At 60.5% G+C, this 23,940-nt stretch carries 23 protein-coding genes and 1 other RNA gene; 16 read left to right on the top strand and 8 right to left on the bottom strand.

Annotation, left to right across the window (positions count from 1 at the left end):
• Positions 1-504: 504 nt before the first annotated feature.
• Entirely contained in the window at positions 505-3,399 is a 2,895-nt protein-coding gene (locus A3722_RS03085; protein ID WP_067624660.1) for an Rne/Rng family ribonuclease, read from the top strand.
• A 92-nt stretch (positions 3,400-3,491) separates the two neighbouring features.
• Here the strand turns inward: A3722_RS03085 and A3722_RS03080 are convergent, their stop codons facing one another.
• Entirely contained in the window at positions 3,492-3,719 is a 228-nt protein-coding gene (locus tag A3722_RS03080; protein WP_067624663.1) for a sulfurtransferase TusA family protein, read from the bottom strand.
• Between the two features lie 91 nt (positions 3,720-3,810).
• Here A3722_RS03080 and A3722_RS03075 point away from each other — a divergent pair, with 91 nt between their 5' ends.
• From A3722_RS03075 to A3722_RS25165, 5 genes are all read left to right on the top strand, one after another.
• Positions 3,811-4,563 carry a cytochrome c biogenesis CcdA family protein gene (locus A3722_RS03075; protein ID WP_067624666.1) on the top strand — a complete coding sequence of 251 codons (753 nt, stop codon included), beginning with the start codon at positions 3,811-3,813 and terminating at the stop codon, positions 4,561-4,563.
• 53 nt (positions 4,564-4,616) lie between these two features.
• Positions 4,617-5,846 carry a hypothetical protein gene (locus A3722_RS03070; protein ID WP_067624669.1) on the top strand — a complete coding sequence of 410 codons (1,230 nt, stop codon included), beginning with the start codon at positions 4,617-4,619 and terminating at the stop codon, positions 5,844-5,846.
• Positions 5,843-7,195 (top strand): cytochrome P450, encoded by a 1,353-nt coding sequence (locus A3722_RS03065; RefSeq protein ID WP_067624672.1) that lies wholly within the window; start codon positions 5,843-5,845, stop codon positions 7,193-7,195. Before A3722_RS03070 ends, A3722_RS03065 begins: the two co-directional genes overlap by 4 nt.
• 68 nt (positions 7,196-7,263) lie before the next feature.
• Entirely contained in the window at positions 7,264-8,157 is an 894-nt protein-coding gene (locus A3722_RS03060; RefSeq protein ID WP_067624675.1) for a fructose bisphosphate aldolase, read from the top strand.
• Between the two features lie 22 nt (positions 8,158-8,179).
• On the top strand, positions 8,180-8,413 hold the full coding sequence (locus tag A3722_RS25165; protein ID WP_161487424.1) for a hypothetical protein: 234 nt from the start codon (positions 8,180-8,182) through the stop codon (positions 8,411-8,413).
• Between the two features lie 30 nt (positions 8,414-8,443).
• Here the strand turns inward: A3722_RS25165 and A3722_RS03050 are convergent, their stop codons facing one another.
• From A3722_RS03050 to A3722_RS03020, 7 genes are all read right to left on the bottom strand, one after another.
• Positions 8,444-8,677: a ribbon-helix-helix domain-containing protein gene (locus A3722_RS03050; RefSeq protein WP_067624681.1), complete on the bottom strand. Its 234-nt coding sequence runs from the start codon at positions 8,675-8,677 to the stop codon at positions 8,444-8,446.
• Positions 8,674-8,850, bottom strand: coding sequence for a DUF4169 family protein (locus A3722_RS03045; RefSeq protein WP_067624684.1), 177 nt, complete (start codon positions 8,848-8,850; stop codon positions 8,674-8,676). The genes A3722_RS03050 and A3722_RS03045 overlap by 4 nt, the downstream gene beginning before the upstream one ends.
• The gene (fumC, locus tag A3722_RS03040) at positions 8,847-10,238 is read right to left on the bottom strand and encodes a class II fumarate hydratase (RefSeq protein WP_067624687.1); all 1,392 of its coding nucleotides are present in this window, start codon (positions 10,236-10,238) and stop codon (positions 8,847-8,849) included. The genes A3722_RS03045 and fumC overlap by 4 nt, the downstream gene beginning before the upstream one ends.
• A gap of 95 nt (positions 10,239-10,333) precedes the next feature.
• Complete coding sequence (locus A3722_RS03035; RefSeq protein ID WP_067624690.1) at positions 10,334-10,813, bottom strand: SspB family protein; 480 nt, start codon at positions 10,811-10,813, stop codon at positions 10,334-10,336.
• A 73-nt stretch (positions 10,814-10,886) separates the two neighbouring features.
• Positions 10,887-12,131 (bottom strand): chromate efflux transporter, encoded by a 1,245-nt coding sequence (gene chrA, locus A3722_RS03030; RefSeq protein WP_067624693.1) that lies wholly within the window; start codon positions 12,129-12,131, stop codon positions 10,887-10,889.
• 119 nt (positions 12,132-12,250) lie between these two features.
• Positions 12,251-12,598, bottom strand: a transfer-messenger RNA (tmRNA) gene (gene ssrA, locus A3722_RS03025).
• A gap of 71 nt (positions 12,599-12,669) precedes the next feature.
• Entirely contained in the window at positions 12,670-13,416 is a 747-nt protein-coding gene (locus A3722_RS03020) for a FadR/GntR family transcriptional regulator (protein ID WP_067624696.1), read from the bottom strand.
• Between the two features lie 77 nt (positions 13,417-13,493).
• Between A3722_RS03020 and A3722_RS03015 the strand changes: the two genes are divergently transcribed.
• The 10 genes from A3722_RS03015 (at position 13,494) to A3722_RS02970 (ending at position 23,924) form a co-directional block, all read left to right on the top strand.
• Entirely contained in the window at positions 13,494-14,282 is a 789-nt protein-coding gene (locus A3722_RS03015; protein ID WP_067624699.1) for a DUF2182 domain-containing protein, read from the top strand.
• Position 14,283: 1 nt separating this feature from the next.
• The gene (locus A3722_RS03010) at positions 14,284-14,916 is read left to right on the top strand and encodes a DUF1326 domain-containing protein (RefSeq protein WP_067624702.1); all 633 of its coding nucleotides are present in this window, start codon (positions 14,284-14,286) and stop codon (positions 14,914-14,916) included.
• A 23-nt stretch (positions 14,917-14,939) separates the two neighbouring features.
• Positions 14,940-15,413, top strand: coding sequence for a DinB family protein (locus tag A3722_RS03005; protein WP_067624706.1), 474 nt, complete (start codon positions 14,940-14,942; stop codon positions 15,411-15,413).
• Entirely contained in the window at positions 15,413-16,516 is a 1,104-nt protein-coding gene (locus tag A3722_RS03000) for a dimethylsulfoniopropionate demethylase (RefSeq protein WP_067624710.1), read from the top strand. Before A3722_RS03005 ends, A3722_RS03000 begins: the two co-directional genes overlap by 1 nt.
• 36 nt (positions 16,517-16,552) lie before the next feature.
• Positions 16,553-17,539 (top strand): acryloyl-CoA reductase, encoded by a 987-nt coding sequence (gene acuI, locus A3722_RS02995; protein ID WP_067624713.1) that lies wholly within the window; start codon positions 16,553-16,555, stop codon positions 17,537-17,539.
• A 67-nt stretch (positions 17,540-17,606) separates the two neighbouring features.
• On the top strand, positions 17,607-18,032 hold the full coding sequence (locus tag A3722_RS02990) for an HIT family protein (RefSeq protein WP_067624716.1): 426 nt from the start codon (positions 17,607-17,609) through the stop codon (positions 18,030-18,032).
• A gap of 175 nt (positions 18,033-18,207) precedes the next feature.
• Positions 18,208-19,845, top strand: coding sequence for a BCCT family transporter (locus A3722_RS02985; RefSeq protein ID WP_067624733.1), 1,638 nt, complete (start codon positions 18,208-18,210; stop codon positions 19,843-19,845).
• A gap of 98 nt (positions 19,846-19,943) precedes the next feature.
• Complete coding sequence (locus A3722_RS02980) at positions 19,944-21,167, top strand: aminotransferase class V-fold PLP-dependent enzyme (RefSeq protein WP_067624719.1); 1,224 nt, start codon at positions 19,944-19,946, stop codon at positions 21,165-21,167.
• A gap of 61 nt (positions 21,168-21,228) precedes the next feature.
• The gene (locus tag A3722_RS02975; protein WP_201721951.1) at positions 21,229-22,650 is read left to right on the top strand and encodes a cryptochrome/photolyase family protein; all 1,422 of its coding nucleotides are present in this window, start codon (positions 21,229-21,231) and stop codon (positions 22,648-22,650) included.
• A gap of 62 nt (positions 22,651-22,712) precedes the next feature.
• Complete coding sequence (locus A3722_RS02970; RefSeq protein ID WP_067624724.1) at positions 22,713-23,924, top strand: SAM-dependent methyltransferase; 1,212 nt, start codon at positions 22,713-22,715, stop codon at positions 23,922-23,924.
• Positions 23,925-23,940: the final 16 nt, after the last annotated feature.

Below are 23,940 nucleotides of genomic sequence, written 5' to 3'. Positions count from 1 at the left end.
ATTCTGTGGTGCCGCCCAGCGATCCTTGCGGCGACAGTCTGAATGTTTCCAAGCCCATGCGCCTTGTCAACCGACCCGAGATAAACCGCATTTGACTGTTGCTCATTCGATTGACCATTGTGTTTCACCCCTTAAAGCCCTTAACTAGCCGGATAAGTCCTGTAACGCCCGACTGGCGTATGGTGACTTTTGACAGTTTCGCTGCCGTGCCAGCCCGACACCGGGGGGCCAGCAGACCGATTGGGCCGGAAACGGCCGAAGAACCGCTGATATTCGCGAGGGTTAGCCCAACCGAAGCACAGCTAATTAATGGATGGGAGAGGCGCAAAGGCCCTCGCATCGGAGAAGAACCGCGATGACGCGCGCAGATGCTCAGAGCAGACAGATGGGGGCCATTCGTGGCCCTGCTGTTGCCGCGTCCTCCATCGCCCTGACAAGTCACACCTCCCAGCCCGATGCCCCGCCAGGGGCCTTCCGTGCGCGGGTGCTGTGCATAATGGATCTATGTCTAAGAAAATGCTTATCGATGCCACCCACGCCGAGGAAACTCGCGTTGTGGTCGTGGACGGAAACAAGGTCGAAGAATTCGATTTTGAATCAGAAAACAAACGCCAGCTTGCCGGCAATATCTATCTAGCCAAGGTTACACGGGTTGAACCGTCGCTTCAGGCGGCCTTTGTAGATTATGGCGGCAACCGTCATGGCTTCCTCGCGTTCTCGGAAATTCACCCCGATTATTACCAGATTCCCGTGGCCGACCGTCAGGCGCTGCTGGAGGAAGAACGCGCCTATGCCGAAGCGCAGGCGGCCAAGGACGACGAGGACGAAAAGCCCAAGCGGACTCGCTCCCGGTCGCGCAGCCGGTCGAAAAGCCAAGCGGCTGAGACCAACAGCGATGATGCCGTGGTCACAGCAGAAGTCGCTGACGACAACAGCGATCAAATCGCCGGTATGGAAACCGTCGATCTCGACAGCGAAGAGGGCAGCTCGCCCATGGAGCGGGTCGCGGAAACGCCGGTCGAAGAGCCTGAGAACGGCGAAGCCGAAACCGAGGTTGCCAAGGCAGATGAAACGGCTGTGGCTACGTCCGATGACGCTGACGCCAGCGAGGCTCAGGCCGACGATGCCGACAGCGAAGACGACAAAGGCAGCGATGCCACCGCGAAAGACGATTCCATCGAATCCGTCGCCGACGAAGATGACAGCGAAGACATCCGCCTCGTGCGCAAACCGCGCCCGCGCCGCTACAAGATTCAGGAAGTCATCAAGGTCCGCCAGATCCTGCTGGTGCAGGTTGTCAAAGAAGAGCGCGGCAACAAGGGCGCGGCGCTGACCACCTACCTCAGCCTTGCTGGTCGCTACTGCGTGCTGATGCCCAACACCGCCCGTGGCGGCGGCATTTCGCGCAAGATCACCAATGCGGCTGACCGTAAGAAACTTAAAGAAATCGCGACTGAGATCGAAGTGCCCAAGGGTGCTGGTCTGATTGTTCGGACTGCCGGCGCGAAACGCACCAAAGCCGAGATCAAGCGCGATTACGAATACCTCCAGCGCCTCTGGGAGCAGATCCGCGAGCTGACGCTGAAGTCCATCGCGCCCGCCAAGATCTACGAAGAAGGCGACCTGATCAAACGCTCGATCCGTGACCTCTACAACCGCGAGATTGACGAGATCCACGTCGAGGGCGAGCGCGGCTACCGCATTGCCAAGGACTTCATGAAAATGATCATGCCGTCCCACGCCAAGAACGTGAAGCTTTACAACGAGAGCCTGCCGCTCTTCGCGCGCTATCAGGTCGAGAGCTACCTCTCGGGCATGTTCAACCCCACGGTGCAACTGCCCTCGGGTGGCTATATCGTGATCGGCGTGACCGAAGCGCTGGTGGCGATTGACGTGAACTCTGGTCGGGCCACCAAGGAAGGTTCGATCGAGCAGACCGCGACCAAGACCAACCTTGAGGCTGCCGCCGAAGTGGCGCGTCAGCTACGTCTGCGTGACCTCGCGGGCCTGATTGTCATCGACTTTATCGACATGGATGAGCGCAAGAACAACGCCGCCGTCGAAAAGATGATGAAAGACAAGCTCAAGACCGACCGCGCGCGCATCCAAGTGGGCCGCATCTCGGGCTTTGGCCTGATGGAAATGTCGCGCCAGCGTCTGCGTCCCGGCATGATCGAGGCGACGACCCAGCCTTGCCACGCCTGCCACGGCACCGGTCTTGTGCGCTCGGACGACAACCTCGCGCTGTCGATCATCCGCCAGATCGAAGAAGAGGGCACCCGCCGCCGTTCGCGCGAAGTGCTGGTGCGCGCCCCCGTGGGCATCGCCAACTTCCTGATGAACCAAAAGCGTGAGCATATCGCCAATATCGAGATGCGTTACGGCATGTCTGTGCGGATCGAAGGCGACCCAACCTTGGTCAGCCCCGATTACCACATCGAGAAGTTCAAGACTGCCACCCGCACCGTGCCGCCCGTCTCGGATCACGTCGTTTCGGTCGATACATCGCTGATGGATCAGATCGACGAGGATGAGAGCGCCGCAGAGGCCGAAGTGGAAGAGGCACCCGCCGCACAGGAGGCCCCGCAATCCGAGAACGGAAACGGGAATGGCAACGGCAATGGTGAAGAGGGCGAGGGCAAATCCAAACGCCGCCGCCGTCGTCGTCGCAGCCGTGGTGGCCGTGGCCGCAATGGCAATGGCGAGCAGCAGAATGGTGCAGACGATCAGAACGGTGGTCAGCAGCAGGAAGAGGCGAAGCCGGACGAAGGCGATAAAGCCCAACCGGTAGAAGCGGAGGCAGCGCAGGCCGACACCGACGCCGCGCCCGCCGCCGAGGAAAAGCCCAAGCCAAAAAGCCGCAGCCGGTCGCGCAAGCCCAAAGCCGAACTAGCCCCCGAAGCGGAACCCGCGCCCGAAGCGCTTGCCGCCGCAGAAGGCGAAACGCCACAGGTCAGTGCCGAAGCCGAAGGAGAAGAGACGCCCAAGCCCAAGGCCAAGCGCAGCCGCCGGACCAAAAAGCCCGTGGTGGAAGCGGCAGAAGAGACGGTGACAACAGACGCCGTGGCGACCGAGGAAGAGGCCGCACCCGCGCCAAAACCCAAGCGCCGGAGCCGGGCCAAAGCCAAGCCGGTCGAGCCGGTTGCCGAAGCCACGCCCGAGGCGATGGCCGACGCACTGCCGACCGAAGCGCCGATCGCGGCCCCGTCGCCGGAAACGGCCACACCTGTCGCGGAAGCACCGCAGCCTGAGCCGCAGCCCGAACCCACGGCCCAGCCGGTGGAAGCCGAAGCGCCCGCTGCCGAAACGGCTCCTGAGCCGGTGGCCGAAAAGGTGGAAGAGCAACCCGCCGAAAAGCCCAAGCCAAAACGCCGGGGCTGGTGGTCGCTGGGCAGCTAAGCCACGACATATAAAAGGAAACGGCGGGCTTTCAGGCCCGCCGTTTTCGATTCTGTCGTAGGGTTGAAGCGCGCGTTCCGGCCGGGTCCGGCTCAGCCACCTTTGGTGATGATATAAAGCTCTGCCGCGCCCTCGGTCCGGGTTTCGGTCAGCGCATGACCGGCTTCCACGCAGAAATGTGGCACGTCGATCACCGCGGCCGGATCATCGGCCGTCATATGAAGCTGATCGCCCGGCGCGAGGGCCGCCAGTCGTTTGCGTGCTTTCAGCACGGGCAGGGGGCACAGAAGCCCCGTGGCATCCAGTTTTTCGATCTTCATAAGACCAGTTAATCCAAGCCAATCCCGAGGTCCACGATCTTGTGACAATATGACAGGTGACGCCGGGGCGTTGTCGGTCTAGGAGTTGGTCATGTTTGATATAAGCCTCATCGACGCCGGGATCCTGCCGGCCATGATCATCGCTCTGGTTGCCGGGATTTTCAGTTTCCTGTCGCCCTGCGTGCTGCCCATCGTGCCACCCTATCTGGCCTATATGGGGGGCGTGTCGATCAATGACATGTCCAGCCAATCCAGCGCACGGCGGCGGGCGGTCGTGGCGGCGTTGTTCTTTGTGCTGGGGCTGAGCACTGTGTTCATCCTACTGGGCTTCACCGCCTCGGCCTTTGGGATGTTCTTTTTACAGAATCAGGCGCTTCTCGCTAAAATTTCCGGTGTGGTGATTATTGTCTTCGGCCTGCATTTCATCGGGCTCTTTCGCATTCCGTTTCTCGATCAAGAGGCGCGGATGGACGCGGGCGACAAGGGCGGGTCGAGTTTCGGCGCCTATGTCTTGGGGCTGGCCTTTGCCTTTGGCTGGACCCCCTGCATCGGGCCACAGCTAGGCGCGATCTTGTCACTGGCAGCAAGCGAGGCCTCCGTCTCCCGCGGGACGCTCTTGCTGGGCGTCTATGCGGCGGGGCTTGGCATTCCCTTCTTGCTGGCCGCGATGTTCATCACCCGCGCGATGACGCTGATGAACCGGATCAAACCGCATATGAAGCTGATCGAGCGGATCATGGGGGGCCTGCTGGTGATTGTTGGTCTGGCGCTGCTGACCGGCGCATTCACCGCCTTTTCCTTCTGGCTGCTTGAGACCTTTCCGATCCTTGCAACCGTAGGTTAAGCCTTAATCTTGCCCCGAATTGCGGCTAGACTATGCCGAAGAAGAGGGCGGGCATGGTGAGCACAGGGCAGGCAAAGACGGTGAAAACGCGGCGGGTGTTCTACATCCCCGGCTACGATCCGATTCACCCGCGCCGCTACCGTGAGCTTTACCGCAAGGAGGGCGCGGCGCAGGCCGCGATTTCGGGCTATGAGATTTCGCTGAAACCAAAAGCGGGCAAGGGCAATTACGGCTGGCGCATTAACGCTGGAATCGACGGTCATCAGGTGACCTCGCAGGTCGAAGTGCTGGTCTGGTCCGACATCGTGCGCGAAAGCATGAGCAATTCGATCCCCGCGACCTATTGGCAGTTGCTGCGCACCGCTTGGGTCTACATCGGCTCCGGCGCGCTTTGGCGGCTGATGCGCCTGCGCAAGGGGCCGGTTATTGCGGCGCTTTATCCGGTGGGGATGTTGATTGTGCAGGCGCTGCTGGCTGTGGCGCTTGGCCTGCTGACCTATCGCGCCCTTGAAATGGTGACGGACCATCGGGCGGCGCGGCTCGCCTTCGCGGCAGTGGGCACTGGGCTGGGCATCGCGCTGCTGCGCTGGTTTAAAAAGAAAGACGGCAAGTTTTTCGCCTATTACCTGATGCATGACTACGCCTATTCCGCCGCCACGCGGGGCGCGAACCCGCCGGAGTTGGAAGCCCGCATGGCGCAGTTTGGCAATGACATCGCCGCTGCTCTGACCGAGGATGTCGACGAGGTACTGGTTGTCGGCCACTCATCCGGGGCGCATCTGGGCGTCTCGGTACTGGCCGATCTGATCCGTGCGGGCAGGGTGCCCGAGCGCGGGCCTGCCTTGGGTTTTCTCTCGCTCGGGCAGGTGGTGCCAATGGTGTCCTTCTTGCCCCGGGCCGAGCGTTTGCGAGGCGACCTGCGCTATCTCTCAACCCGCGAGGAACTGGCATGGGTCGACGTGACGGCCCCCGGCGATGGCTGCGCCTTTGCGCTTTGCGATCCGGTCTCGGTCTCTGGCGTGGCGCCTGAGGGGAAACGCTGGCCGCTGGTCTTTTCGGCTGCCTTCACCCAAACGCTTAGCCCCACCCGCTGGAAGGCGCTGCGCTGGCGGTTCTTTCGGCTGCATTTCCAGTATCTCTGCGCCTTTGACCGCCCGCGCGACTATGACTATTTCCAAATCACCGCCGGGCCACAGACCTTGGCCGCGCGCTATGACGGGCGGCCCGCGTCGAAATCCCGGATCGACCACGCGGTCAGCAAATACACCTCTGTCGCCGCATGACCCAACCGCCCAAGCCCCCCGCGCGGCCCGACCGTGTGTCGCTCTGGCGCTATGCCAAACTGTTTCGCGCCGACATCCTCTCGGCCCAGCCCGCCCGGCTTTACCGAGCATGGATGGCGGAATTTAAAACGCCGTTCTTTCGCAGCTACCTGATGAACCAGCCCGAACTGGTGAAGACCGTTTTGAAAGACCGCCCCGAGGATTTTCCGAAATCCGACCGAATCGGCGAGGGGCTGCGCCCGCTCTTGGGCAACTCTGTCTTTCTGACCAACGGCGAGACATGGAAACGCCAGCGCCGCATCATCGACCCCGCCTTTGAGGGCGGCCGCTTGCGCGAGACTTTTCCGGCGATGTGGGACGCAGCAGAGGCCGCTGCCACACGGCTGGGAGGCAAGGCGGGGCAGGTGGTCGAGATCGAAGCCGAGACCAGCCACGCCGCAGCCGATGTGATCTTTCGCACGCTTTTTTCTCTGCCGATCGAACATGAGGTTGCCCGGGCGGTCTTTGATGAGTTTCGCAATTACCAGCGCAGCCAACCGATCCTGAACCTTGGAGCGCTTCTGCCGCTGCCGCGCTGGATGCCGCGCCTGTTTCGGCGCGACACGCGGGCCAGCGCCGCGCGCATCAGGGCGCTGATCACGGACCTGACCCAAGAGCGGATGAGGCAGATCAAAGCGCGCACCGCGCCCGACGACCTAGCCACCAAGATCATGACCCAGGCCGACCCCGAAACAGGCGAGACCTTCGATACCGAGGAGATGGTTGATCAGGTCGCGATCTTCTTCCTCGCGGGGCATGAAACCAGCGCCTCGGCTTTGGCTTGGGCGCTCTATCTCATGGCCACCCATCCCGAATGGCAGGAGCGGCTGGCGGAAGAGGCACAGGCGCTTGAGACCTGTGATTTCCCCGTGATGTCAAAACTCAAACTTAGCCGGGATGTGTTTCGGGAGACGCTGCGGCTTTATCCACCCGTGCCGATGATGGTGCGCGAGAACCGCTGCCCCGAAGCGTTTCGCGACCGAAAGGTGAGAAAGGGGGCGCAACTTGTGCTCAGCCCGTGGCACCTGCACCGGCATGAACGGCTTTGGGACAATCCCGATGGTTTTGACCCAACCCGTTGGCAGACCGAAAACGGAAAGCAGTGCCAGCGCGACGCCTTTATCCCATTCTCTGCCGGGCCACGGGTCTGCACTGGCGCGGGTTTTGCCATGGTCGAAGGGCCCCTGATCCTGTCGCGTATCCTGCGAGACTTTCACGTGACCGCCCAGCCTGATCGCGTGCCGGTGCCAGTCGCACATTTGACCGTCCGTTCAGATAAGGGCATTTGGTTAGCGCTATCAAGGCGCTAGCTTCTATCATCGGCTTTGCGTTTCAATTAGAAACGCAGCGAACGGAATCAAAATAGGACGTGGGTGACATGGGCTACGACAAGGCGCAACTTGAGCAAATGAACAGCGGCAAAGGCTTCATCGCGGCGCTCGATCAATCGGGCGGCTCCACCCCCAAGGCGCTGAGCCTCTATGGCGTGGAACCGTCGGATTACAACGGCGACGCAGAAATGTTCAAAGCCGTCCACGACATGCGGGCACGGATCATTCTGGCCGACGATTTCACCTCCGAGAAAGTAATCGGCGCGATCCTTTTTGAGCGCACGATGGATGACAGCATCAACGGCAAACCCGTCGCCCAGCTCCTGTGGGAAGACCGGGGCGTGGTGCCTTTCCTGAAGATCGACAAGGGGTTGGAGGAAACCAACAACGGCGTGCAGATGATGAAGCCGATCATGGAGATCGACGACCTGCTGGCCCGCGCGGTGAAACACGGCATCTTTGGCACAAAGGAACGCTCGGTCATTCACGAGGCCAACGAGAACGGCATCGCCGCCGTGGTGGCGCAACAGTTCGAACTGGCCAAACAGGTTTGCGCTGCCGGGCTGGTGCCGATCATTGAGCCTGAGGTGAACATCAACTCCGACACGAAGGCAGAGGCCGAAGAGATCCTGCGCGGAGAGATTGAAAAGAACCTGAACGCGCTGCCCGAGGGCGAGATGGTGATGTTGAAACTGACGATTCCTGAAAAGGCTGGTCTATATGACGAACTGGCCGGCCACGCCAACGTGCTGCGCGTCGTTGCGCTATCGGGCGGCTACTCCACGGCGGAAGCCTGCGAACGGCTGGGCAAGAACCGCACCATGATCGCCAGCTTCTCGCGCGCTTTGACTGAAGGGCTGAACGTCAAGATGACAGATGCGGAGTTCAACGAGGCGCTTGGTCAGAACATCGAGAAGATTTACCAAGCGTCGATCTGCTAAATCGGAATTTTTTGAAAATTCCGTGGCCGTTTTCTTTAAAAGAAAACGGCTACACGATCCGCCGGATGGGTTCTCTATTGCAAAATATGATGACCTGTCCGGCGTTCTCAACCGCTTGGAAACCCCGACGTTTCAACTCGCGTTCGAATTCGCGGCGACCGACGAACTTTTCGATATCGCGCGCTTTACGTCGAATAACCTGTCCGCGAATAGCCGCCTTAGATGCGAATATATCATCCAGCCAAGCGGCGGGTGAGAGAGGGGATACGAGGGCCATGGCCCGACGCTAATCTGCTTTTGGTAAACGTTCTTTTAACGCGCGCAACACGAACAACCGGATTGCCCCGGCAAGCCCGATGTCCAGCCCCCGCGCCGCGTCGATTTCAGTCACCAGCGCATTGATCGGCAGCCCCCGCGTGGCAGCAATGGCGCGGAACTCATCCCAGAATTCATCTTCGAGAGAGATTGATGTCCGGTGACCCCGAAGGGTCACCGAGTGTTTGCGGGGCCGCGCGTTCATGTCTCGCGCTTATGCGCTTCCAGATTGCGGGCGATCTGTTCGGCGCGGGCCTTCGGCGCGTCTTTCTGCGCTTTGGTCTGGCCAAAACCCACGGCGTTTTCATTCGCGCGTGCTTTGCGAGACGAACGGTCCCGCTCTTTCTTCACCTTGTTAAGGTTGATGGGCGCACTCATTTTGGTCCGATCATATTTTCGGGCCGCACGACCCGTTCAAAGGTTTCGGCATCCACAAAGCCCAGTGCGATGGCTTCTTCTTTGAGCGTGGTGCCGTTCTTATGCGCGGTCTTGGCGACCTTAGTGGCATTGTCATAGCCGATCTCGGGGGCCAGCGCGGTTACCAGCATCAGCGACTCGCGCATCAGCTTTTCGATCCGGTCCGCATCGGCCTTGAGGTCGACCACCAGATTATCGGTAAAGGCCGAGGCCGCGTCACCCAAAAGCTGCATGGATTGCAGAACGTTATAGGCCATCATTGGCTTATAAACGTTCAATTCGAAATGCCCCTGGCTGCCTGCGAAGCCCACAGCGGCATCATTGCCCATCACGTGGATGCAGACTTGCGTCAGCGCCTCGCACTGGGTCGGGTTGACCTTGCCCGGCATGATCGACGAGCCCGGTTCGTTCTCGGGCAGGATCAGCTCGCCCAGACCACAACGCGGGCCGGACCCCAGCAGGCGGATGTCATTGGCGATTTTGAACAGGCTGGCGGAGACGGTTTTCAGCGCGCCGGAGATCTCGACCATCGCGTCATGGGCGGCGAGCGCCTCGAACTTGTTCGGCGCGGTGACGAAGGGCAGGCCGGTGATCTCGGCCATGTTATGCGCCACGGTTTCGGCCCAGCCCTTTTGGGTGTTCAGCCCGGTGCCAACGGCGGTGCCGCCTTGGGCCAGTTCATAGATGCGGCCAAGCGCGTCGCGCACGCGCGCGATGCTCATGGCGACCTGATGGGTATAGCCCGAGAACTCTTGGCTCAGCGTCAGAGGCGTCGCATCCTGCGTGTGGGTGCGGCCGATCTTGATGATGCCGTCGAATTCCTCGACTTTCTTCTGCAATGCGCCGTGCAGCTTCTCCAGCCCCGGCAGCAGCACGTCACGCGCCGTCATCGCCGTGGCGATATGCATGGCGGTGGGGAAAGTGTCGTTTGACGACTGGCCCATGTTGCAGTGATCGTTCGGGTGCACCGGGTCTTTGGACCCGATGGTACCACCCATCAGTTCGATCGCGCGATTGGCAATGACCTCATTAGCGTTCATGTTCGACTGGGTGCCGGAACCTGTCTGCCAGACCACCAGCGGGAAGTTGTCGTCGAATTTGCCCTCGAAGACTTCGCCAGCGGCCTGAACGATCGCCTTGCCGCGGTCCTCATCAAGCGAACCCTGTGCCACATTGGCCTGCGCGCAGGCCTTCTTGATCACGCCAAGCGCGCGCACGATGGCGATGGGCTGCTTTTCCCAGCCGATTGGGAAGTTGATGATCGAGCGCTGCGTCTGCGCGCCCCAATATTTATCGGAAGGAACTTCGAGCGGACCAAAGCTGTCGGTTTCGGTGCGGGTATCGGCCATTTTGTGGCTCCTGCTGTGACTTATCGTTGCCCAGCGGTGTACCTGCGCCTTACGGTCTGCGCAATGCAGGGATGGCGCTAACGGCCAATCCTGCGCTACTTCCGAAAGGAATCGAGCGAGACGATCTCGGCGTCCTTGGCGGGCTCTTCCGCGACTTCCAGCTCTTCCTCATCGGTTTGGTCAAGCGTGGCCTCGTCGCGATCTTCGTCTTCTTCTTCGGTTTCCTGCTGTTCAAACCGCAGGCCGAACTCAACCGACGGGTCCACAAAGGTGCGGATCGCGTCGTAGGGAATATAAAGCGGCTCGGGCGCATCGCCGAAGTTTAGCGTGATAGCAAAGCCATCTGCGCCAACATCAAGCCCGTCATACCAGTGCTGCATCACCACGGTCATCTCATCGGGATAACGGTCTGAGAGCCAATCGGCCAATTCCGCATCCGGGTGCGAGGTGTCGAAGGTGATGAAAAAGTGGTGATTCCCCGGCAGCCCTTGGTCCGATACATCCTGCAAGACCCTGCGGATCAAGCCGCGCATGGCTTCGTGCATCAGGTTGCCGTAATCAATGCTGCGGCTCATTCTTCTCTCCGGTCCGGGCGATGGGCAGGGGTCAGCATACCCCATTCACAGGCGAGTGAAAGGGGGCGCGGCGCTAAATCGCGCGAAGGAGCAGAGCAAGCACCGCGAGCAGGATCATCGTGACGACAAAACCACGCTTGAGCGCCAGCATCAGCACAGCGGCCAATAGGGTGAGCGCGGCGGCCAGCGGATTGAAGCTTGCCCAAACCGGCGCGGGCAGGGCGAGGGTGACCCCAGGGGCGACCCGATCAAACAGCACATGCAGCGCAAACCAGACCGAGAGATTGGCGATAACCCCCACCACTGCCGCCGTGATGGCCCGCAGCGCCCCCGCGATGCGCGGCTGTTCAGAAAGCGTCTCAAGATACGGGCCTGCAAGGAAAATCCACAAAAAGCACGGCGTGAAAGTCACCCAAAGCGCCAGCAGCCCGGCAGCGAACGCGCCCGACGGGCCGCTTTGGGCAAAGCCTGCCAGCATCCCGACAAATTGCGTAACAAGGATCAGTGGCCCGGGCGTCGTCTCGGCCAAGCCGAGCGCGTCAATCATTTGGTCCGTGTTAATCCAACCGAAGTCCTGAACCACCGTCTGGGTCATATAGGCCAGCACGGCATAGGCGCCGCCGAAGGTCACCACAGCGAGCTTGGAGAAGAACAGGCCGAGTTGCAGCAGAAAATCCTCACCCAGCAGCGCCAAAAGCACAAGCGGCGCGGCCCAAAGCCCGCCCCAGATCAGCAGGGTGCGCAGACTGCGCGCAGGTGGCAGATTTGCCGGCTCGGCCACCGCAGTGGGGCTTTTGGTCAACATCCCGATGGCACCGGCCAGCAGAATGATCAGTGGAAATGGCAAGCCCAGAACAAAAATGCCGATGAACGACCCAAAGGCCAGCGCCCAGCCAAGACGCCCATGCAACGCCTTTGAAGAAACTTTCAGAAGCGCTTGGAATACCACGATAATGACGGCGGCTTTGATGCCGAGAAAAGCCGTCTGCACAAGGGGCAACCGCCCATACCACCCATATAGCAAAGCCAGCACAGCGATGAATGCCGCCCCCGGCACCACGAAAAGCAATCCGCCGAGCAGCCCGCCAGCCACACCGCGCAGACGCCAGCCCGCATAGGTCGCCAGCTGCATCGCTTCCGGTCCGGGCAACAGCATACAGAGTGAGAGCGCCCGCAGGTAGGTCTGCTCGCTTAGCCACGAGCGGTCCTCGACCAACTCACGGTGCATCACGGCGATCTGCGCTGCGGGGCCGCCGAATGACATCAGCCCGATGCGTCCGAAGACGCGAAACATTTCGGGCCAGCTGGGCGGGGTCATGTGAACTTCCTGCGCGATAGAAGCCACAGCGGCTTCGTTTCATAACGGATAGGGGCACGGAAGTGCAGGGTCAAGAACACCGCTCAAGCAATTGAAATCGCAGGGAGATGGAGGGGAAAAGTGCAGGTTTCTGTTGCCAGGTACCTGCGAACCCCGCCTTAAGCTGCAAAGCCTAAGGACTTAGATTTCAGTCGCTGAAACCGCTTACGCGGCCATCGCAACTGGAGCACGATTGTCATTTGCAATTGTACAGTTTGAACCGATAACGGTGGTATCTCACCGAAACAAAGCAACCCCTTTAGACGTTCGTCGATCCTATTTCGGCCCCATGATCCCCAAATGAAGGATGTTTGGTGGAGCCGCCGGGTACCGCCCCCGGGTCCGAACCGCTTATTACGAGCGCGTTTATGTCCATAGTCCCGAAGGACAAGATTAAAGTAGGGCCGTCATGGGTGAATTGCAAGGGGTGCGACGGCGGGAAATAATGACATCAAGGTTCACGCGCACCCCATTGTTTTATAAGTGAAGTCGCAACTTCTCAGCCAGCCTTTCCTGCATTCCGGGCAGCACGCGCGGCGAAAACGCTCTGGGCAAGGTCTTGGGTCTCCGCTTCCAGCGCCGTCAAACCTGCCGTTACCGCTTTGCCGTCCTGCGCTTCTGCGGCATTGGCGATGTCTTGGTGCAGGGCAATGATCCGCGCCCGATCTCTTGCCGTGAAGGTGATCATATTCATCAAAGGCTGCATGGCTTCGACCGCGCCCGCGAGTTGATAGCTCAGCACTGGGTTGCCCGCGCCGTCAACTAGCGCCCGGTGGAAGGCGACATCGGACGCGCAAAACGCCTCATCGGTCAGCCCCGCCTGCGCCTGCCGGTGGATTTCAGCGCGCATTGTGGCAAGGTGATCCGCCGTGCGCCGCTCTGCCGAGAGGGGGGCACAGGCGCGCTCTAGGGCGAAGCGGGCTTCGCAGGCGGTCTCAAAACTCACCGCGTTCATCGACAATAGCAACGTAGAAGTGGTGATCTGCTGCGCGTAAGCATCTGGAAAGCTGAGGCGATTCACGAAAGCGCCCCCCGTGGCCCCACGCTGCGTGCGGATCAGCGATTGCGCGGCAAGGCGCTTCAACGCTTCGCGCACCGTGGGGCGAGAGACCTCGAACTGCTCGGCCAATTCCGCCTCAGATGGCAGGCGTTGGTCGACGATCAGACGCCCGCCGATGATGGCGTCGCGAATGGCCGTGGCGATTTGAGCCGATAGATCGGCGGGGCTGCTTGGATCGATTTTCATATGTCTTACAATTAGTGTTTGCGAGGAGTTTAATTGTCTGACATTAAATCTACAAGAGCACGCAGGGGAGGGCGGCGATGACGGGCATGGTACGGTCAACACTTTGGCTGGGGTTTTTCGCCCTGATTCTAGCGGCTTGGTGGATGATGTACAGCATGGCGATGCAAATGGATGTCGATCTGCTGGGTCGTCCGGGCACGATGGGTGAACGGATGCGGCAGATGGATCCGGGCATGGATATGTATATGCCCATGACGCGCTTCTTTCCGCTTTTCACGATGTGGGGGGCGATGATGGCTGCGATGATGGTCCCGACCATGGTCCCGACCCTGCGCGCTTACGAAGACCTCATGACCTCGGCCAACGGCACCCGCGCGGGCTGGCTGGCGGTGCTTGCAGGCTACTTCGCGGTCTGGCTTGCCTTTGCAGCGGGGATCGCAGGGCTGCAATTGCTTCTCTTGCACGGCGGGGTCATCGACATGCTGGGCATCGCCAAATCGCGCTGGACTGCGGCGGCGCTGCTACTGGGCGTCGGCCTGTTCCAATTTACCCGCGCCAAGGAGGTCTGCCACGGCGTCTGCCACTCTCCGATGATGTATTTCATGGGCCATTGGCGCCCCGGTGTCGCAGGCGGTTTTCGCATGGGATTGGGCCTCGGCACCTTTTGTGCAGGCTGCTGCTGGGGCTTTATGGTACTGGGCTTTGCCGGTGGGGTGATGAACCTTGCTTGGATGGGGCTGGCGACGCTTTTCATGGTCATCGAAAAGCTGCCTCAAATCGGAAATTACATAACTAAACCAATGGGTTTCACCCTGATCCTCGGCGCTGTCGTCGTGGCGGGTTGGCCCGCAATAACAGGAGGATAATATGCCAAACAGAGAGATGACACCTGCGAATTGGGCCGTAAAAGGCGAGCTATTCCTCAACTGCTCTTGCGATGTCTTCTGCCCCTGCGTGGTCAGCCTTGGCGCGCATCTGCCGACCGAAGGTCACTGCCATGCGTGGATGGGCATCGTGATCGACGAAGGCCATTTCGAAGGGGAGGATTTGGCAGGGCTGAACGTGGGATTGTTGGTCGACATCCCGGGCCGTATGGGCGAGGGGAACTGGAAGGTCGCCGCCTATGTGGACGACCGCGCGAGCGAGGCGGCATATGATGGTTTATTGAAAATCTTCAGCGGTGCGGCGGGCGGCACGACGGGGCTGTTTACCATGCTAGTGAGCGAGATCATCGGCGCCGAACGTGCGCCGGTTGAGATCATTCGCGACGGCAACCGCCGTGTCATTAACATCGGCCGGAAGATCAACGGCGAGATCGAACTGCTCGCCGGGGCCGAACCGGGTGAGCCGGTGACGATCACCAACTCCAAATACTGGATGGGACCAAATATCGTGGCGGCGCGTGGGGTGAAATCCAAGGTCCGCGACTATGGGCGGGTTTGGGATTTCGGGGGCAAATCGGCTGAGGTCTGCGCGATCGATTGGCAGGGTGCTGCGTGATCACCCCCGGTTATACTCAGGAAATGGCGCGATATAACGCCTGGCAAAACAAACAGTTGGCAAGCGTTATTGAGGTGATGGACGAGGATGCGTTAACGCAAGATCGCAAGGCGTTTTTCGGCTCGATCTTGGGCACCCTCAACCATCTTCTTTGGTGTGATCAAATCTGGTTGTCCCGTTTTGATCCCGCCTTGCCCAAGCCGGAGGGGCCGGACACCGAACTTTGCCCCACCGGCATGGCTTGGTGCGCCGCGCGGCGCGAGTGCGACGCGGCGATCAAGGATTGGACCCAAGGCCTTCGACAGGAGGCTTTGGATGCCGATTTGTCTTGGTATTCCGGCATCATGCAGCGCGAGGTTACCACTCCCTTGGCGCAAACCGTCGTGCATTTCTTTAACCACCAGACCCATCACCGGGGGCAGGTGCATGCCATGCTGACCAGCGCCGGGTACGATGCGCCAGTGACCGATCTTATCTTAATGCCGGAGGACGTGTGATGGCTGAACTCTCCCCCTCACGCCGGATAAGGCGCACGCCCTTTTCTGCCGGGGTAGAGGCGGCAGGCGTGAAGGCCTACACCGTCTATAACCGGATGCTGCTGCCCACCGTTTTTGAAAGCACTGAAGCCGATTACCATCACTTGAAGAGAGCCGTCCAAGTCTGGGACGTGGCTTGCGAAAGACAAGTTGAGTTACGGGGGCCGGATGCGTCGCGGTTGATGCAAATGCTGACGCCGCGCGATCTGCGCGATGTGGCGCCGGGGCGCTGCGTCTATGTGCCGATCGTCGATGAGACGGGCGGTATGCTCAATGATCCGGTCGCGGTGAAGCTGGCCGAGGATCGCTGGTGGATTTCCATTGCCGATAGCGATTTATTGTTGTGGGCCAAGGGGATATGCAACGGTTATCATTTGGATGTGCTGGTGGATGAGCCGGATGTGAACCTGCTCGCGGTGCAGGGACCAAAAGCCGAAGACCTGATGGAACGCCTGTTTGGTGCGGCGGTGCGGGAGGTAAAGTTTTTCCGTTTCGGTAAATTCCACTTCCAGGGGCGCGCCATGAATATCGCGCGGTCTGGTTACTCAAAACAGGGCGGCTTTGAGATCTACGCAGAGGGTGCGGATATCGCCATGCCACTGTGGGATGCTCTGTTCGAGGCGGGGCGCGATCTGGATGTGCGCGCGGGCTGTCCAAATCTGATAGAGCGGATCGAAGGGGGATTGTTGAGTTATGGCAATGACATGACCGATGATAACACCCCGCATGAATGCGGCCTCGGCAAGCTTTGCGACACCCATGCCGCGATGGGCTGTATCGGCAGAGATGCGCTGCTACGGGTGGCCAAGGAAGGCCCAGTACAACAGATACGTCCCCTAGAGATTGCGGGCGATCCAGTGCCGCTTTGTGACAGGGCTTGGCCGCTGATGGCGGGTGACAAGCGCGTGGGGCAGGTGACTTCGACCGTTTGGTCGCCGGATTTTGGGGTGAATGTCGCCATTGGAATGGTGCGGATCACCCATTGGGATCCGGGCACGCAGTTGCAGGTTGAGACACCCGAGGGCCTGCGGGATGTGACCGTGCGTGAGAGTTTCTGGGCCTGAGGCCCGGCAAATTGAAACCTGAAAAGGAGATGAAAGATGAGCTTTAATGCATTGATTGTGAACAAAGATGACGAAGGCAAGACACATGCCGAGGTGACCCAGATCACCGAAGATCAACTGCCCGAGGCCGAGGTGACGGTCGCGGTGGAATATTCGACTGTGAACTACAAAGACGGGCTCTGCATTGGGCCCGGCGGCGGTCTGGTTCGCAACTATCCCCATGTGCCGGGGATCGACTTTGCCGGGACGGTCGAGACGTCGAGTGACGAGCGGTACAAAGCCGGCGACAAGGTCGTGCTGACCGGCTGGCGCGTGGGCGAGGCGCATTGGGGCGGCTATGCGCAGAAGGCGCGGGTCAAGGCCGACTGGCTGGTGCCGCTGCCCAACGGTTTGGATACGCGCCAAGCGATGGCCGTGGGCACGGCGGGCTTCACCGCGATGCTTGCGGTGATGGCGTTAGAGGACCACGGGATCAAGAAAGGGCCGGTGCTGGTCACGGGGGCCGCGGGTGGCGTGGGCTCGGTCGCGACCGCGATCCTTGCCAATCTCGGTTATGAGGTGGCAGCCGTTACTGGGCGGCCCGAGACCGAGGACTACCTCAAAAGCCTCGGGGCCAGCCGGATTGTCGCGCGCGATGAGATTAACGAGACGGTCAAACGCCCGCTCGAGGGCGAGACATGGGGCGGCTGTGTCGACGCTGTGGGCGGCGCGATGCTGGCCCGTGTTTTGGGGCAGATGGAATATGGCGCGAGCGTCGCTGCAGTGGGCCTTGCGGGCGGCGCGGCACTGCCCGCCACGGTGATCCCCTTCTTGCTGCGCGGCGTAAACCTGTTGGGCATCGACAGCGTCATGCAGCCCTATGACAACCGTCTACGCGCATGGGAGCGGGTGGCGAAAGACCTGCCGATGGAGAAGCTGGAGGCGATGGTTCAACCCGCGGGTCTCAGCGATTTGCCCCAACTCGGTGCAGACATCCTCAAAGGGCAGGTCAAGGGCCGGGTGGTTGTCGACGTAAACGCTTGATATTGCCTCGGCGCGGGGCGGTGTGGTTAATGGTCCACGCCGCCCCGACCGCCAGAAGGAGAGCATGATGGCCACCTATGACGACGACAATATCTTTGCCAAGATCCTGCGCAAGGAAATCCCCAGCTTCAAGGTCTATGAAGACGACAAGACCTATTGCTTTATGGACATCATGCCCCGCGCCGAGGGGCATTGCTTGGTGATCCCCAAGTCGCCTTGCCGCAATATGCTCGACGCCAGCCATACGCAGTTGGCCGATTGTCTGGCGACGGTTCAAAAGGTCGGCAATGCCTGCCTGCGGGCCTTTGGTGCTGATGGCATCACGGTGCAGCAATTTAACGAAGCCGCGGGCGGGCAAGAGGTCTTTCACCTGCACTACCATATCTTGCCCCGCCATGAGGGCGATAAGCTACGCCCGCCCGGCGTCCAAGGTGACATGGACCGGATTCGCGAACAGGCCGATGCGATTGCAGCGGCGCTCGGGACAGGGTAACCCCCCCAAACTTACGTCGCAGCGGATAACGAAAAGGTCGTTTTAGCCAAGTTTCCAAGGGAGCTTGGCCGCAAGAGCTTGCCCAATGGTCGCAAGCCTCTATCCTTTGCGCACGGATGAGAAAAACAGAAACCGCGTCCTGCGTGGTGATCTGTCATCAAAGAGGGAACAGATTATGAGCGATACAAATTCGCACGGCATCCCCGAGCCTGAGGGCAAGGCGGATGTCATCAATACCGATTATGAAATCGGTCAGGACAATATCGAGCGGCAGATCGGGCCGTTCGGGCTGGATATTCACAACCCGGTCTTTCTGATTTCGGGGATCGCTGTGGTGATCTTCGTCTTTTACACAATTGCATTGCCAGAGCAGGCCGCCGCGATCTTTTCGGCCATGTTCAACTTTACGACCAAGAACTTCGATTGGTTCCTGATCGGCGCTGCCGATTTGGTGGTGATCTTTGCGCTTTTGCTGATTGTCACGCCTTTCGGCAATGTCCGCCTTGGCGGCAATGAGGCGGTCGCGGACTATACCTATCTGGGCTGGTTCGCGATGCTTTTCGCCGCGGGTATGGGCATCGGCCTGATGTTCTACGGCGTGTCTGAGCCGCTCACGCATTTCTCGACCTCCATGGGCGAAATCACGACAGAGAACGGGTTGCGCACCGACTGGGCCCCTCTGGGCGCGGCAACGGGTGACGAGGCCGGTTCGCTGCGCCTTGGCATGGCGGCGACGATCTATCACTGGGGTCTGCACCCTTGGGCGATCTACGCTATCGTCGCGCTGGCGCTGGCGCTTTTCACCTATAACAAAGGCCTGCCGCTGACGATCCGTTCGGCCTTTTATCCGGTGTTGGGCGAGCGTGTCTGGGGCTGGCCCGGACATATCATCGACATCATTGCGGTCTTTGCCACGCTCTTTGGTCTGGCCACCTCGCTGGGTCTGGGTGCGACACAGGCGAACGCGGGCTTGAACGAGCTGTTCGGGATCCCGATTGGCACCACCTCTGAGATCGTGCTGATTTCGCTCATCACTGCCGTGGCGCTGATTTCGGTGCTGCGCGGTCTTGATGGCGGCGTGAAGGTGCTGAGTGAGATCAACATGGGGCTGGCCGCCTTGCTGGCGCTGTTCACCTTGATCGTCGGGCCAACAGTGTTCCTGCTGACCTTCTTCTGGGACTCGCTGGTGGCTTACATTGAGTATCTGCCCGCGCTGGCAAATCCCTTTGGCCGCGAAGACGTGAACTTCTCCCAAGGGTGGACGGCGTTCTACTGGGCGTGGTGGATCAGCTGGTCACCTTTCGTTGGCATGTTTATCGCCCGCGTCAGCCGGGGCCGTACCGTGCGCGAATTCATCGTTTGCGTGTTGTTGATCCCTTCGCTCGTCTGCGTGCTGTGGATGTCGATCTTTGGCGGCACCGCGATCCATCAGGTGCTGAACGATGGCTACACCGCAGCCCAAGATGCGGGCCTGCCGCTGCAGCTGTTCAAGATGCTGGACGCGCTGCCCTTGGCCTCGATCACCTCTTTCATCGGCATCGTGCTGGTGGTGGTGTTCTTTGTCACCTCGTCGGACTCCGGCTCGTTGGTCATCGATACGATCACCGCAGGCGGCAAGGTCGACGCGCCGGTGCCGCAGCGGGTGTTCTGGTGCATCTTTGAAGGTGCCGTGGCCATCGCTCTGCTGATCGGCGGCGGGTTGGCGGCGCTGCAATCCATGGTGATCTCTACCGGGTTGTTGTTCACGCTGCTGCTGCTGTTCATGTGCTTCTGCATTTTCCGCGGCCTGCAGGACGAGCGTAAAATTCGCTAAGCTCCACAGGCAGTGCGACACCAACAACGGCGGCTCCTCGGGGCCGCCGTTTTCTTTGGGCGCTTGACCTTGGCCGCGCAGCGGTGGACCTTCGCGCCATGCATATTGATTCCGACTGGGTCCGCGCCCAATTCCCCGCCTTTGCCGAGCCGAGCCTTCAGGGGCAGGCCTTTTTCGAGAACGCCGGTGGGTCTTACACCTGCCGCCAAGTGATCGACCGGTTGCATCGCTTTTACACCCAGCGAAAGGTGCAGCCCTACGCCCCCTACGAGGCCAGCCGCCTTGGCGGAGAGGAGATGGACGAGGCCCGCACCCGCATGGCTGCAATCCTCGGCGTGACACCGGCAGAGCTGAGCTTTGGCCCCTCGACCACGCAAAACACCTATGTGCTGGCACAGGCCTTCGGCCAGATGCTGCAGCCCGGTGAGGCGATCGTCGTGACCAACCAAGACCATGAGGCCAACACCGGCCAATGGCGGCGGCTGGCCGCGCGGGGGATCGAAATCCGCGAATGGCAGATTGATCCAGAGACGGGGCATCTGGATCCGGCCAAGCTTGAAGAACTCTTGGACGAGAAGGTCAGGCTAGTCTGCTTTCCCCATTGCTCCAACGTGGTGGGGGAAATCAACCCTGTGACCGAGATCACGGCGCTGGCCCATGCCGCTGGTGCCTTCGTCTGCGTTGACGGTGTGTCTTATGCGCCCCACGGCTTTGCCGATGTCGGGGGGCTGGGGCCGGATATCTACCTCTTCTCCGCCTACAAGACCTTTGGGCCGCATCAGGGCGTCATGGTTATCCGCCGGGCGCTGGCGGAACTGCTGCCGAACCAAGCGCATCACTTCAACGGCGATGTGCTTTATAAACGGTTCACCCCGGCGGGCCCGGATCATGCACAGATCGCGGCCAGCGCAGGCATGGCGGATTATATCGACGCTTTCCACGCCCACCACATCGGCGGCAGCGCCGATGCGACGGCGCGCGGTGTCGCCGTGCATGATGCGATGCGGGCCCATGAGACGGCTTTGCTGCAACCGCTGCTGGACGCCATGGCGGCGCGGAATTCCGTGCGGCTGATCGGCCCGAGCGATGCGGAAAAACGTGCGCCGACGGTGGCACTGGCGCTTGACCGGCCCGGTTTTGACGTGGCGCAGGCGCTGGCCGAGCGGGGCATCATGGCGGGCGGCGGGACCTTCTACGCGGGCCGCGCGCTTGGCGCGATGGGGGTGGAGGACAGCAAGGGCGTGCTAAGGCTAAGCTTCACCCATTACACCACCAAGGACGAGGTGGATAAACTGCTGAATGCACTGGATGATCTGCTCTGAGCCTTGACCCCGGCGCGGGGGCGCTATGTTTCGGGGTCAGGCCAGGAGCAAGACACCGAACGTGAACGAAAATTCCCCGATTATCATGTGGTTCCGCCGTGATCTGCGGCTGAGCGATCAGCCCGCTTTGGCGGCGGCCTGCAAGACTGGTCGCCCGGTGATTCCGCTTTTCATTCATGACGACCAGTCAGAGGCTCTGGGCGCTGCCCCGAAGTTTCGGCTGGGGCTGGCGCTGGCCAGTCTGGGGGATACGCTTAAAGAAAAGGGCAGCCGCCTGACCCTGCGTCGCGGGGATGCGCTGGACATTCTGCGCGATGTGATCAAGCAAACCGGGGCAGGGGCGGTGTACTGGAGCCGCCTTTATGATCCCGCCGCGATCGACCGCGACACTAAGGTCAAAGATGCGCTGAAAGAAGAGGGCATCGAGGCCAGCAGCTTTGCCGGACATCTGATGTTCGAGCCTTGGACTGTCGAGACCAAGACCGGCGGTTTTTACAAGGTCTTCACCCCCTATTGGAAATCCGTCCGTGGCCGCGATGTAGCGGCACCCGTGGCGACCCCGAGCGAAATTGCAGCACCCCAAGACTGGCCCGAGAGTGACGCCTTGGACGATTGGCAGATGGACGCCGAGATGCAGCGCGGGCGTGATATCGTGCGCCCCTTTGTCCGTCTGGGCGAGGCCGCAGCACAGGCGCGGCTGGGGTCCTTCATCGCGCATATCGTCGAAGGCTATGATGAAAGCCGCGACATGCCGGGCGAAGACGGCACCTCTGCACTGTCCGAAAACCTCTCTTTGGGCGAAATCAGCCCGGCGCAATGCTGGCATGCTGGTCAGCGTGCGATGCAAGATGGCAAGCGGGGGGCAGAGACCTTTCTGAAAGAACTCGCTTGGCGCGAGTTTGCTTATCATCTGATGTACCACACGCCGCGCATCCTTGACCAAAACTGGCGCGAGGAATGGCAGGCTTTCCCGTGGAACGAGGATGAGCGCCGCGCCGAGGTCTTAGCGTGGAAACAGGGGCGCACCGGCGTGCCATTCGTCGATGCCGCCATACGCGAATTGCAGGTGACCGGGCGGATGCACAACCGGGGCCGCATGATCGTGGCGAGCTATCTGACCAAACACCTCATGTGTCACTGGCGCATCGGCCAAAAGTGGTTCGAAGAGCACCTGATCGATTGGGATCCGGCCAATAACGCGATGGGCTGGCAATGGGCCGCAGGCTCTGGCCCCGATGCAACGCCGTTCTTTCGCATTTTCAATCCTGAAACCCAGCTTGATCGGTTCGACAAGGGCCGAGACTATACCCGCCGCTGGATCGCCGAGGGCCGGGCAAGCCCGAGCAAGGATGCGCTGGCCTATTTCGTCGCGATCCCACGCCGCTGGGGCCTCAGCCCGGATGACGACTATCCCGACCCGATTGTCGATCTTTCGGAAGGGCGCGAACGGGCACTTGATGCCTACCGCAATCGTGAATTTTAAATTTTTGCGAAACAGCAGCCTGCGGTTACAGTAGGCGCCAAGAACAAGAACGGAACCGAGGTATGAAGCTGACGACAACAGAGGGGCAGAAGGGTCTGCCGCGCTATTTCCCACAGGTCTTTGCCATGGCGCAGGCGATGCAGCATGGGCGGGTGGATTTCGTCTTGCCCGATGGCCGCGCGTTCCGGGCCGAAGGGGCCAAACCCGGCCCGGTGGCCGAGGTGCACATCCACAACGATGACCTCTTTGCCCGCCTGATCCGCGAGGGCGATCTGGGCTTTTGTGACGCATACCTTGACGAATGGTGGTCGACCCCCGACCTGCAAGCCTTCATGGATCTGGTGCATGCGGGGAACGAGACGGTTTACGACGGCTTTCCGGGCCAAGGGTTGCTGCGCCAGTTTGAGAAATTCCGTTTTTGGCTGCAACGCAACAACCGCAAGCAGGCCAAACGCAACATCAGCAAGCACTATGATCTGGGCAATGCGTTCTACGGGCTTTGGCTGGATGAGACGATGACCTATTCCTCGGCCATGTTCGAGGACGGCGCGCAGATGTCGCTAGAGGCCGCGCAGACCGCCAAATACAAATCCATGGTCGATCAGATGGGGGTTCAACCGGGCGATCACGTGTTGGAAATCGGCTGCGGCTGGGGCGGTTTCGCTGAATATGCCGCTGCCGAACGGGGCTTGCACGTCACCGCGCTGACGATCAGTGCCGAGCAATATAAATACGCCGTGGACCGGATCAAAAAAGCCGGGCTGTCAGACCGTGTGACCTTTAAATTGCAGGACTACCGCGATGAACGCGGGCTCTATGACGGCATCGCCAGTATCGAGATGTTCGAGGCGGTAGGCGAGCAATATTGGCCGATCTATTTCGAGACCGTCCGCCAGCGGCTGAAGCCCGGACGCGCAGCCACGCTACAGATCATCACCGTCGATCACGCCCGCTGGGATGTTTACAAACGCGGCGTGGATTTCATTCAGAAATACATCTTTCCGGGTGGCATGTTGCCCAGCCCAAAGGTGCTGCGCGAGCAAGTGGAACGCGCCGGTCTTGTGGTCGACCGCTCGGTCGAGTTCGGCAAGAGCTATGACATCACGCTGCGCCGCTGGCACGAAACCTTTAACGCGAAATGGGATCAGATCACCGCGCTTGGCTTTGACGAACGCTTTCGCCGGATGTGGAATTTTTACCTCACTTCCTGCGCTGCGACATTTGACAGTGGAAATTGCGACGTGACGCAGATTACGGTACGGCGACCTGTGTGACCGCCCCTGCGGTCCG

It is taken from the genome of Sulfitobacter sp. HI0027 (genome assembly GCF_001634775.1).
Taxonomy (GTDB): Bacteria; Pseudomonadota; Alphaproteobacteria; order Rhodobacterales; family Rhodobacteraceae; genus Sulfitobacter.
Note: the sequence above shows the minus strand (reverse complement) of the source record. Positions and strands in the feature narration are given on the sequence as shown.

Coding starts and splice junctions, on each gene's coding strand:
- A3722_RS03085 (WP_067624660.1), top strand. CDS start 505: ATGTCTAAGAAAATGCTTATCGATGCCACCCACGCCGAGGAAACTCGC.
- A3722_RS03080 (WP_067624663.1), bottom strand. CDS start 3,719: ATGAAGATCGAAAAACTGGATGCCACGGGGCTTCTGTGCCCCCTGCCC.
- A3722_RS03075 (WP_067624666.1), top strand. CDS start 3,811: ATGTTTGATATAAGCCTCATCGACGCCGGGATCCTGCCGGCCATGATC.
- A3722_RS03070 (WP_067624669.1), top strand. CDS start 4,617: ATGGTGAGCACAGGGCAGGCAAAGACGGTGAAAACGCGGCGGGTGTTC.
- A3722_RS03065 (WP_067624672.1), top strand. CDS start 5,843: ATGACCCAACCGCCCAAGCCCCCCGCGCGGCCCGACCGTGTGTCGCTC.
- A3722_RS03060 (WP_067624675.1), top strand. CDS start 7,264: ATGGGCTACGACAAGGCGCAACTTGAGCAAATGAACAGCGGCAAAGGC.
- A3722_RS03050 (WP_067624681.1), bottom strand. CDS start 8,677: ATGAACGCGCGGCCCCGCAAACACTCGGTGACCCTTCGGGGTCACCGG.
- A3722_RS03045 (WP_067624684.1), bottom strand. CDS start 8,850: ATGAGTGCGCCCATCAACCTTAACAAGGTGAAGAAAGAGCGGGACCGT.
- fumC (WP_067624687.1), bottom strand. CDS start 10,238: ATGGCCGATACCCGCACCGAAACCGACAGCTTTGGTCCGCTCGAAGTT.
- A3722_RS03035 (WP_067624690.1), bottom strand. CDS start 10,813: ATGAGCCGCAGCATTGATTACGGCAACCTGATGCACGAAGCCATGCGC.
- chrA (WP_067624693.1), bottom strand. CDS start 12,131: ATGACCCCGCCCAGCTGGCCCGAAATGTTTCGCGTCTTCGGACGCATC.
- A3722_RS03020 (WP_067624696.1), bottom strand. CDS start 13,416: ATGAAAATCGATCCAAGCAGCCCCGCCGATCTATCGGCTCAAATCGCC.
- A3722_RS03015 (WP_067624699.1), top strand. CDS start 13,494: ATGACGGGCATGGTACGGTCAACACTTTGGCTGGGGTTTTTCGCCCTG.
- A3722_RS03010 (WP_067624702.1), top strand. CDS start 14,284: ATGCCAAACAGAGAGATGACACCTGCGAATTGGGCCGTAAAAGGCGAG.
- A3722_RS03005 (WP_067624706.1), top strand. CDS start 14,940: ATGGCGCGATATAACGCCTGGCAAAACAAACAGTTGGCAAGCGTTATT.
- A3722_RS03000 (WP_067624710.1), top strand. CDS start 15,413: ATGGCTGAACTCTCCCCCTCACGCCGGATAAGGCGCACGCCCTTTTCT.
- acuI (WP_067624713.1), top strand. CDS start 16,553: ATGAGCTTTAATGCATTGATTGTGAACAAAGATGACGAAGGCAAGACA.
- A3722_RS02990 (WP_067624716.1), top strand. CDS start 17,607: ATGGCCACCTATGACGACGACAATATCTTTGCCAAGATCCTGCGCAAG.
- A3722_RS02985 (WP_067624733.1), top strand. CDS start 18,208: ATGAGCGATACAAATTCGCACGGCATCCCCGAGCCTGAGGGCAAGGCG.
- A3722_RS02980 (WP_067624719.1), top strand. CDS start 19,944: ATGCATATTGATTCCGACTGGGTCCGCGCCCAATTCCCCGCCTTTGCC.
- A3722_RS02970 (WP_067624724.1), top strand. CDS start 22,713: ATGAAGCTGACGACAACAGAGGGGCAGAAGGGTCTGCCGCGCTATTTC.